We start from the raw sequence: 8315 nt of genomic DNA on the forward strand, positions 1-8315 counted from the left end.
CCGTCACACCGCAGAGAGTTGTCACACCGCGATGAACCAGGAGAATTGGTGACATACGTCATGAGCAGGGAGCGTCGCTGTGCCCTGCTGGCCGAGGCCGAGAGGGCCGAACTGATCGAACTGGCCGATGCCTGCATCGCCGACGGCGCGCGGGTACGGGTGCTGGTCGGGCCCGAGGTCGGCTGCGTGACCGCGCAGGTCCGCGAGCCGGTCCTGGCGCAGCGCTTTCTGCTCGGTGACGTCCTGGCCTGCCGGGCCGAGGTGGAGCTCGCCGGCCACCGCGGCTGGGCCATGCGCCTCGGGGACGACCGCGCCGCCGCGCCGGCCGCCGCGGTGCTCGACGCCGAGGCGCAGTCCGGTCGCCCCCGGACCGCCGAGATCGACGCGCTGTGCGAACGGATCGCGGCGCGCCGGGAGCGGCGGGAGGACCAGGAGTGGGCGGAGCTCGCCCCGACCGTCGTCGCATTCGAGGAGCTGACGTGACCGCCCTTGAGATGGTTCCCGCCGCGGACGCCGCCGGGACCGCGGAGCTGGTGGCCGCGGCCAAGCTGCGCCCCGCCCAGGCGCAGGGCGTCTTCCGCGCCGTGCTCGACGCCCTGGCGCGGCCGGGCACGGTGACCCGGTTCCCCCCGGACGTCATCGGCGTGGTGCCGTCCGCGCTGCTGCCGGTCCTCGCGCTCGCGGACCTCGGCACCGGTGTCCACGTGCTGGAGGAGAACGGCTCGCGGCGCTGGTCGGACGTGGTGCGCGTGGCCACCAACGCGCCCGCGGTGCCGCTGGAGAAGGCCCGGCTCGCCGCCGCCGTACGGCCCGTCGCGGCCGAGGAGATCCCGCGGCTGGCCCGGGGCACCGCCGACGCGCCGGAGGACGGCGCCGTGCTGTGTCTGCCGGTGACCGCGCTGGAGGGCGGACCGTCCGCCTGGCGGCTGTCCGGGCCCGGCGTACCGGGTGAACGGGACATCGCCCCGCAGGGTGTGCCCGAGGGGTTCGTGGCGGCGCGCGCCGAGGCCGTCGGCGGTTTCCCGGCGGGGGTCGATCTGCTGCTGGCCACGCCCGACGGCCGCGTCATGGGCCTGCCGCGCAGCACGACCGTCACGATCGTGGCCTCGCTGGCGGGGCAGGGCGTCGCCGTCCTCGCCGTCTTCCACGACATGGACGCCATCCGGCGGCTGGCGTCCCGGGTGGTGTTCGTCGGCGACGGCCGGATCGCCCGGCAGGGCGCGCCGGATCAGATGCTGGAGGCGGCGGCATGAGCACGGGATTGGTGAGCAGGGGGCCGGCCGAGGCGCCGGCCCAGGGCTGCACGCTGGGCGGCCCGCCCCGGGACTACGTGCTGGGGCACGTACGGGCGGTGCTGCCGGACCGGGTGCTGGACGACGCGCTGGTCGCGGTCCGGGACGGCAGGATCGCGGAGGTCGCACCGCACCCGGCCGGTGTGGAGGCCGACGTCGACGGCCAGGGGATGCTGTGCCTGCCCGGTCTGGTGGATGTGCACAGCGACGGTCTGGAGAAGGAGCTGCTGCCGCGCCCCGGGGCCGAACTGCCCCTGGAATTCGCGCTGTTGTCCTTCGAGGGCAAGCTGCGCGCGGCCGGTGTCACCACGGCGTACCACGGCGCGGCGTTCGAGGAGAGCGGCGGGCGCGGTCTGCGCCGCACCCTGGAGAACGCGCGGCGGATCTGCGCGGCCGTGGAGAGCCGTGGCGACGAGGGCCTGGTGGACCACCGGATCCTGCACCGGCTGGACGTCCGCTGCACGGAGGGGCTGGCCGGGCTGCGGCAGCGGCTGGAGCGGATCGGTGGCGCCTTGCGCGGACCGGTCCTGGTGTCGCACGAGGACCACACCCCGGGCCAGGGGCAATATGCGGACCGCGGCTACTACGAGCGGTATCTCGTCGGTACCCGAGGGGTCACCGAGGACGAGGCCCGCGCCTATGTGGACCGGCTGATCGAGGACCGGGACGGCCGGCTCGACGTCCGCGAGAAGGCGCTGGACTGGCTCGGCGAGCAGGCCCGCGCGGGCCGCATCCGGCTGCTCGGCCACGATCCCAGCTCGGCGAGGGAGATCGGGGAGCTGCGGACGCGGGGCGGCACGGTGGCAGAGTTCCCCACCACGGTGGCCGCCGCGGAGGCCGCGTACGAGCACGGCATGCCGACGGTGATGGGCGCGCCCAACGTGCTGCGCGGCCACTCGCACAACGGCAACGCCTCCGGCCGTGAGCTGGTCGGGCGCGGCCTGGTCACCGCGCTCGCCTCCGACTACCTGCCGTCGGGGCTGCTCTCGGCGGCGCTGCTGCTCGCCGAGGAGGGGCTGGCGCCGCTGCCCGCGGCGGTCGGCCTGGTCACCGGCGGCGCCGCGGACGTCGCCGGTCTCCCGGACCGCGGCCGGCTCGAGGCGGGTCTGCGGGCCGACCTGGTGCTGGCCGAACCGGGCCGCCCCTGGCCGGTCGTGGCGGCCGTGCTGCGCGCGGCCTCGGAAGCGGATTCGGAAGCGGACTCGGCATCGGGCTCGACGTCGGGCGCGGCGTCGGGCGCGGCGTCGGGCGCGGCGTCGGACTCGGAAGCGAATTCGGGAACACACTTGGGAGGTGACGCGGCATGAGCGGCCGGATCCCCTGGCCGGTGCCCGAACCGCACCTGCCCTCCGGCGTCCACCCGGCGCTGGCCGCGGCGACCCGCGCCGCCACGGACGCGTTCCGCGCCGCGCGCGAGGCGTACGACCGGGCCCAGCTGGCCGAGAAGGTGCAGGTCGGCGCGGACGGTACGCCCACGATGCGGCTGGACATCCTGGTGGACACCGCGATCGCGGAGGTGGTGAACGCCCACCGGATCAATCTGCTCAGCGAGGAACTGGGCAGCATCGACAACGGATCCGCCGTGACGCTGGTCACCGACCCGGTGGACGGCACGGCGAACGCCGCCTCGGGTGTCCCGCTGTCCGCGTTCGCGGGTGTCATCGCGGTGGACGGTGTGCCGACCGAGGCGCTGACCAGTTGGCTGGACACCGGGCGCTGCTGGCACACGGTGGCGGGTCAGCCGTCGGCGTACCGCACGAACGGCCGTACGGAGCTGGACGGCGCGGCGGTGAGTCTGCTGAGGCCCCAGCCGCACATCGCCGACGCCTGGTGGCGGGTGGCGACGCGGGCGGCCAGAATCCGCATCCTGTCCACGAGTTGCCTGGAAGCGGTGCTGGTGGCCGAGGGGTCGACGGATGCCTTCGCCGACGCCGGCTCCGACACCCACCGGATCGTCGACCTGGCGGCCGCGATGGTCACCGTCCCGGCGGCGGGCGGCGCGGTGATCGATGTGTACGGCCGCCCGCTGGAGATCGACCCCGACCTCACCCGCCGCTGGTCGGGTGTGGTCGCGGCCACGCCGCGGCTCGCGGAGGAACTGGCCGAGACCATCCGTGGAACGGAGGACCGATGACCACCCCTGCCCCCCTCGACCCGCTTACGGGCGAGGAACTGACCGCGCTTCTCGACGGCCTCGCGGGCCTGCCGTACGGCGGGGAGGCCGTCGACCAGCGGACACACGCGCTCCAGACGGCGTGGCTCGCGATGGACGCGGGCGCGGACGACGAACTGGTGGTGGCCGCGGCGTTGCACGACATCGGCCGGGCCCGGCCGGTCCGGGCCGAACACCCGGGCCTGCCGCACGAGGTGGCGGGCGCCGAGTTCGCCCGCCGCCGGGTGAGCGCACGGGCGGGGTGGGTCATCGCCCAGCACGTCCCCGCCAAGCGCTATCTGGTGGCGACCGACGCGGCGTACCACGCCCTGCTCAGCCCGGCGTCGGTCGCGTCCCTGAAGGTCCAGGGCGGCCCGATGGACGAGCGGGAGATGGCGGAGTTCGCGGCGCATCCGCTGGCCACGGACGCGGTCGCGCTGCGCCGCTGGGACGACGCGGCCAAGGACCCGGACGGCCCGCGGCTCGCGATGCCGACCCTCCTGGCGGCCCACGCCCGCTGCATGGCGGCGCGGCGGGCCTGAGGATGGTCGCGTCCCTGGGGGCAGGCCGAAACGGCCTGCCCCCAGGGCCATGCGGCTGGCGTCCCGTGTTCCGTGGATGGCGGCTGAACTGCCTCACGGTCACCCCTTTGACAAAACGGAACGTCGCTCCGTACATTAATCGGAACGACGATCCGTTTTCGGCGCTGTCCGGGACCGGACGTTCCTGATCGCCTCACCCGCCCCGGCGAACGAGACCGGCGGCAGAGGCCATTGAAGGGATATGCGCACATCATGAGTGAATCGACATACGCGGCCGACGCCTTCGGCTCGCCCACCCCCGTCCTCTCGGTCGGCCCGGTGGTGCTGCCGGCTCCCGGCCGGGCCGTGGACCTGGAAGTGCGCGTCTCCGCGCCCGTGACCGGGAGCGGCCTGCCGGTCATCCTCCTCTCGCACGGTCAGGGCTACTCGAACCACCTCTCCTCACTGAACGGATACGCGCCACTCGCCAACTTCTGGGCCGCACACGGCTTCGTCGTGATCCAGCCCACCCATCTGAGCTCGCGGACGCTGAGCCTGGACCCCAAGACCCCCGGCGCACCGCTGTTCTGGCGATCACGGGCCGAGGACATGACGCGCGTCCTCGACCAACTCGATGTGATCGAGGACGCCGTGCCACAGCTCCTCGGGCGCGTCGACCGGAGCAAGGTGGCCGTGGCCGGGCATTCGATGGGCGGGCACACCGCGAGCCTGCTGCTCGGCGCCCGGCTCACCGATCCGGACGACGGAACGGAGGTGGACCTGACCGAGCCCCGGATCACGGCGGGTGTCCTGCTCGCCGCGCCCGGCCGGGGTGGCGACGCCCTCACCGAGTCCACGGCCGGGAACTTCCCCTTCTTCCTGACCACGGACTTCTCCAAGATGACCGCACCCGCGCTCGTGGTCGCCGGCGACAAGGACGCCTCTCCCCATCTGACAGTCCGGGGCCCGGAGTGGCACACCGATCCGTACTTCCTCTCCCCCGGCCCCAAGTCCCTGCTCACGCTGTTCGACGCGGAGCACGGACTCGGCGGGGTCTCCGGCTATGACGTCGCCGAGACCACCGACGAGAGCCCCGAGCGCGTGTCCGCGGTCCAGCGGCTCACCTCGGCCTACCTCCGCACACAGCTCACCCCCGGGGATTCCGCGTGGCAGACGGCGTGCGACGCGCTGGCGGCCGACCCCAGCCCGCTCGGACGAGTCGAATCGAAGTAGCCCGGGATCAGAAGGAGCCCGGGATCAGAAGGAGCCCGGGATCAGAAGGAGCCCGGGATCAGCGGAACCAGACCAGTACGGGGACCCGGATCTCGCGGAGTTCGGGGAGGACGACGTATTCGAAGACGACCGGTTCGCCGCCGATCTGCAAGCTGTACCGGGCGCCCAGGTCGTCCATGGGGTCGCCGGGGGGCTGTCGGTCGCGGTCGATCGCGCCGCCGACTTCGAGAGCGAGGGCGCTCAGGAAGTTCACCACCTTCTTCGAGAGGTCCGGTGGCATGTCGAGCAGCGTCTGAGCGGGGATCTCCTCGGTCCACGCCGTCCAGCCGCCGCGCGGCCGGGGGCTCATCGGGTGATTCCCTCCAGCCGGTCGGCGAGGTCGTCCACGGAGACCAGACGGGTGCCGGCGGTGGCGTGCGAGCGGCTCTCCGCGGCGCCGGGGGCGCGGTCGAGCATGGCCGCCTTCCACCACTTGCGCATCACACCCGGAACGGTTTCCTCCTCAGCGGCCAGCACCTCGGCGTAGAACTGGGCCCGGTTCGCTCCGGTCAGCGCGTCACCGATGCCGTTGATCGTGTTCGGGATCGCCGGGATCCTGCGGTCGGTGGGGTGTTCGGGCTGTGCGCTCATCTCCGAGTTCCCTTTCCCGCATCGGGTACGGCGGTCGGCGGCCCCCGGTCGGGCCGCCTTCGCTCAGGTCATTCTCCCGCAAGACGCGCGCCCCATGGGGCGTAGTGGGAGATCAGGGTAGCCGGTGGGCCGCTGCGCCGTTGGTACGGCCGGTGGCCCGCTCCCCCGCCGGGCGGTTCGGCCGCGCCACCGTACGGCCCGTGGGGCCCCGTACCGCCGCGGTGGTACGGGGCCCCACGGCGTCAGCGAGCGCTGCCCAGGTTCCGGTCGGCGTCGGCGCCCTCGAGCATGAGGGTGGTCTCCTCGATGCGGCGGAACCGCCCGTCGGGGGCGAACTCGGCGAAGAGGTAGACCTCCGTGCGCACGGTGGAGCCGTCGGCCTTGACGACGTCGATGACATGACGGTCCGCGTAACGGTCGCCCTGCGCGAGTTCGTCGAGGACCTGGACCGATCCACGGGACACGACCGTGCGCAGATGGGCCATGTGGGCCATGAACTCACCGCGGTCGTCCCAGCGGCCATCGGTGCGCTGACGGTAGTCGGGGGCGAAGTGCCGGTCGACGGCCTCAGCCAGTTCGAGACCGGGCGTGAAGAGCAGGTCGGTGAGGGCGGTGACGATGTCGGTACGGGAGGCGGGGGTGGAGGTGGCAGAGGCCATGACGGTGCCCTTCGGTTTCGGAGATCGAAAACTGCGTGCGTCGAGCACGCATCCGCACCGTATCGCATATTGCGTGCGTCGCGCACGCTAGTCTTGGGTCATGCCGAACGATGTGGGACACGAGATCGCCGACGCGCTGGGAACGCTGCTCAAGCGCAGCACCCGCGAACAGATCTACCGACGCCTGACCGAGGGCCTGGGCGAGGCCGTGGACGAGGTGACCTATCCCGTGCTCAGCGGACTCGCCCGCACGGGTCCGCGCAGCGCCGCCGGTCTCGCCGACGAGATCGGTCTCGACCGCTCCGGTGTCACCCGCCGTGCGACCCGCTTGGAGGAAGCAGGTCTGCTACGCCGCGAGCCCGACCCCGCCGACCGGCGCGCCACCCTGCTGGCCCTGACCGAAGCCGGGCGAGCGGCGCTCGAAACGACCCGGCAGCGCCTCGCCGCGCAGATCGAGGACTCCCTCGCCTCCTGGCCGCCCGGCGAAGCGCGGACCTTCGCCCGCCAGCTGCACCGCTTCGTGGACCACGGCCCCTTCACCGCCTAGGAGCTGTCCGGGCGATCACGCGTCCCGCTAGGGTGACCCGGTGGAGGGACTTGATGAGTGCTGTGGAGATGAGTCGCGTGGAGGCGGTCGCGCTCGTGCAGCGGATCATGCAAGCGGACTACGCCTCGGACGACGAGGTGGACGGCTGGCTGGATCGGCTCGACAGAGCGCTGGCATGCCCGTCCGGTCATGTCAGCGGCTTGATCTTCTGGCCACGGGAGCCGGAGCTTTCTGCTGATGAAGTAGTCGATCAGGCCCTGGCGTATCGGCCGATCGCTTTGTGAGGTCGCTGGTCAACTCCGAAGCCAGATAAGCAGAGCCGCGCTGGTTGTAGTGCCGAGGAAGACGTAGCCGCGCTTGTCATAGCGGGTGGCCACGGCTCGGTACTGCTTCAGTCTGTTGATCGCTCGTTCGACGGTGTTGCGCTTCTTGTAGCGCTCTTCGTCGAAACCGGGTGGCCGTCCGCCATGTGAGCCTTTGCCCAGGCGGGCGGACCGGCTGTCGGTCTTCTCCGGGATCGTGTGCCGGATGCCTCGGCGCCGCAGGTATGCGCGGCACGGGCCGTTGCTGTATCCCTTGTCGGCCGCAATGCTGTCGGGCTTCGTGCGGGGCCGGCCCGGACCGACCCGCGGAACGCGGATCTTTGCCAGCACCGTCTGGAACTGGGTGCAGTCCGCCCGTTGCCCCGGCGTGATGAACAGGGACAATGGACGGCACCGGCCGTCGGCGCTCAGGTGGAGTTTGCTGGTGAACCCGCCCCGCGAGCGGCCCAGTCCCTCACCTCCTGCACCACCTCCGCCAGCCGGGCGAGCAGGCTCTGCCACGGCGTTTCGCCCTGGTGTTCTGCCGTCTCGGCCCCCTTTGATGCAAGTGTCGGCGGCGGTTCGGTCCGGGCACCGGCCGCGTGCTGGTGGGCCCGCACGATGGTGGAGTCCACCGAAATGTCCCAGTCGATCTCGCCCGCGGCATCGGCAGCGGCCTGGACCTGTTGCAGCAGGCGCTCCCACGTGCCGTCGGCCGACCACAGCCGGTGGCGTTCATAGACGGTCTTCCACGGCCCGAAACGCTCGGGAAGATCCCGCCAGTGCACCCCGGTCCGCACCCGGTGCAGAATCCCGTCGATCACCTGCCGGTGATCCCGCCACCGGCCACAACGCCTATTGCTCACCGGCAGGAACGGCCGCAACCGTTCCCACTCCGCATCCGTCAGATCACCCCGCCCCATGCACACAACAACGACTCAGGCACAGGGCAGTCACATGATCGCCCGGACAGCTCCTA

General features: G+C 72.3%; 12 protein-coding genes. 8 read left to right on the forward strand and 4 right to left on the reverse strand.

Going from position 1 to position 8315, the window contains the following annotated elements; all coding sequences use genetic code 11:
* Window positions 1-60 precede the first annotated feature (60 nt).
* The 6 genes from ACT2CW_RS47485 to ACT2CW_RS47510 all read left to right on the forward strand — a co-directional run bounded on the left by ACT2CW_RS47485 (window position 61) and on the right by ACT2CW_RS47510 (window position 5198).
* On the forward strand, window positions 61-483 hold the full coding sequence (locus tag ACT2CW_RS47485) for a phosphonate C-P lyase system protein PhnG (protein WP_445521090.1): 423 nt from the start codon (window positions 61-63) through the stop codon (window positions 481-483).
* Window positions 480-1253 (forward strand): phosphonate C-P lyase system protein PhnH, encoded by a 774-nt coding sequence (phnH, locus tag ACT2CW_RS47490; RefSeq protein ID WP_445521091.1) that lies wholly within the window; start codon window positions 480-482, stop codon window positions 1251-1253. The genes ACT2CW_RS47485 and phnH overlap by 4 nt, the downstream gene beginning before the upstream one ends.
* Complete coding sequence (locus ACT2CW_RS47495; RefSeq protein ID WP_445521092.1) at window positions 1250-2599, forward strand: alpha-D-ribose 1-methylphosphonate 5-triphosphate diphosphatase; 1350 nt, start codon at window positions 1250-1252, stop codon at window positions 2597-2599. Before phnH ends, ACT2CW_RS47495 begins: the two co-directional genes overlap by 4 nt.
* Window positions 2596-3426, forward strand: coding sequence for an inositol monophosphatase family protein (locus tag ACT2CW_RS47500; RefSeq protein WP_445521093.1), 831 nt, complete (start codon window positions 2596-2598; stop codon window positions 3424-3426). The genes ACT2CW_RS47495 and ACT2CW_RS47500 overlap by 4 nt, the downstream gene beginning before the upstream one ends.
* Window positions 3423-3986: an HD domain-containing protein gene (locus tag ACT2CW_RS47505; protein WP_445521094.1), complete on the forward strand. Its 564-nt coding sequence runs from the start codon at window positions 3423-3425 to the stop codon at window positions 3984-3986. Before ACT2CW_RS47500 ends, ACT2CW_RS47505 begins: the two co-directional genes overlap by 4 nt.
* 252 nt (window positions 3987-4238) lie before the next feature.
* Window positions 4239-5198 (forward strand): alpha/beta hydrolase family protein, encoded by a 960-nt coding sequence (locus ACT2CW_RS47510; protein ID WP_445521095.1) that lies wholly within the window; start codon window positions 4239-4241, stop codon window positions 5196-5198.
* Window positions 5199-5256: 58 nt separating this feature from the next.
* Here the strand turns inward: ACT2CW_RS47510 and ACT2CW_RS47515 are convergent, their stop codons facing one another.
* The 3 genes from ACT2CW_RS47515 to ACT2CW_RS47525 form a co-directional block, all read right to left on the reverse strand.
* The gene (locus ACT2CW_RS47515) at window positions 5257-5547 is read right to left on the reverse strand and encodes a hypothetical protein (RefSeq protein WP_445521096.1); all 291 of its coding nucleotides are present in this window, start codon (window positions 5545-5547) and stop codon (window positions 5257-5259) included.
* Window positions 5544-5828, reverse strand: coding sequence for a hypothetical protein (locus ACT2CW_RS47520; RefSeq protein ID WP_445521097.1), 285 nt, complete (start codon window positions 5826-5828; stop codon window positions 5544-5546). Before ACT2CW_RS47520 ends, ACT2CW_RS47515 begins: the two co-directional genes overlap by 4 nt.
* A 242-nt stretch (window positions 5829-6070) precedes the next feature.
* Entirely contained in the window at window positions 6071-6487 is a 417-nt protein-coding gene (locus ACT2CW_RS47525; protein ID WP_445521098.1) for a nuclear transport factor 2 family protein, read from the reverse strand.
* A gap of 100 nt (window positions 6488-6587) precedes the next feature.
* Between ACT2CW_RS47525 and ACT2CW_RS47530 the strand changes: the two genes are divergently transcribed.
* Window positions 6588-7034: a MarR family winged helix-turn-helix transcriptional regulator gene (locus ACT2CW_RS47530; protein WP_445521099.1), complete on the forward strand. Its 447-nt coding sequence runs from the start codon at window positions 6588-6590 to the stop codon at window positions 7032-7034.
* 53 nt (window positions 7035-7087) lie between these two features.
* A complete protein-coding gene (locus ACT2CW_RS47535) occupies window positions 7088-7318 on the forward strand; it encodes an e9imm peptide (RefSeq protein WP_445516656.1) in 231 nt (76 codons plus the stop codon).
* Window positions 7319-7327: 9 nt separating this feature from the next.
* Here the strand turns inward: ACT2CW_RS47535 and ACT2CW_RS47540 are convergent.
* Window positions 7328-8259, reverse strand: a protein-coding gene (locus ACT2CW_RS47540; RefSeq protein ID WP_445516655.1) for an IS5 family transposase whose coding sequence is annotated in 2 segments (ribosomal slippage) — window positions 7328-7879 and window positions 7882-8259 — 930 coding nt in all. Because the reading frame shifts where the segments join, the coding sequence is not laid out codon by codon here.
* Between the last annotated feature and the right edge of the window lie 56 nt (window positions 8260-8315).

The organism is Streptomyces sp. NEAU-174, from assembly GCF_052665095.1.

Coding starts and splice junctions, on each gene's coding strand:
- ACT2CW_RS47485 (WP_445521090.1), top strand. CDS start 61: ATGAGCAGGGAGCGTCGCTGTGCCCTGCTGGCCGAGGCCGAGAGGGCC.
- ACT2CW_RS47495 (WP_445521092.1), top strand. CDS start 1,250: ATGAGCACGGGATTGGTGAGCAGGGGGCCGGCCGAGGCGCCGGCCCAG.
- ACT2CW_RS47500 (WP_445521093.1), top strand. CDS start 2,596: ATGAGCGGCCGGATCCCCTGGCCGGTGCCCGAACCGCACCTGCCCTCC.
- ACT2CW_RS47505 (WP_445521094.1), top strand. CDS start 3,423: ATGACCACCCCTGCCCCCCTCGACCCGCTTACGGGCGAGGAACTGACC.
- ACT2CW_RS47510 (WP_445521095.1), top strand. CDS start 4,239: ATGAGTGAATCGACATACGCGGCCGACGCCTTCGGCTCGCCCACCCCC.
- ACT2CW_RS47515 (WP_445521096.1), bottom strand. CDS start 5,547: ATGAGCCCCCGGCCGCGCGGCGGCTGGACGGCGTGGACCGAGGAGATC.
- ACT2CW_RS47520 (WP_445521097.1), bottom strand. CDS start 5,828: ATGAGCGCACAGCCCGAACACCCCACCGACCGCAGGATCCCGGCGATC.
- ACT2CW_RS47525 (WP_445521098.1), bottom strand. CDS start 6,487: ATGGCCTCTGCCACCTCCACCCCCGCCTCCCGTACCGACATCGTCACC.
- ACT2CW_RS47530 (WP_445521099.1), top strand. CDS start 6,588: ATGCCGAACGATGTGGGACACGAGATCGCCGACGCGCTGGGAACGCTG.
- ACT2CW_RS47535 (WP_445516656.1), top strand. CDS start 7,088: ATGAGTGCTGTGGAGATGAGTCGCGTGGAGGCGGTCGCGCTCGTGCAG.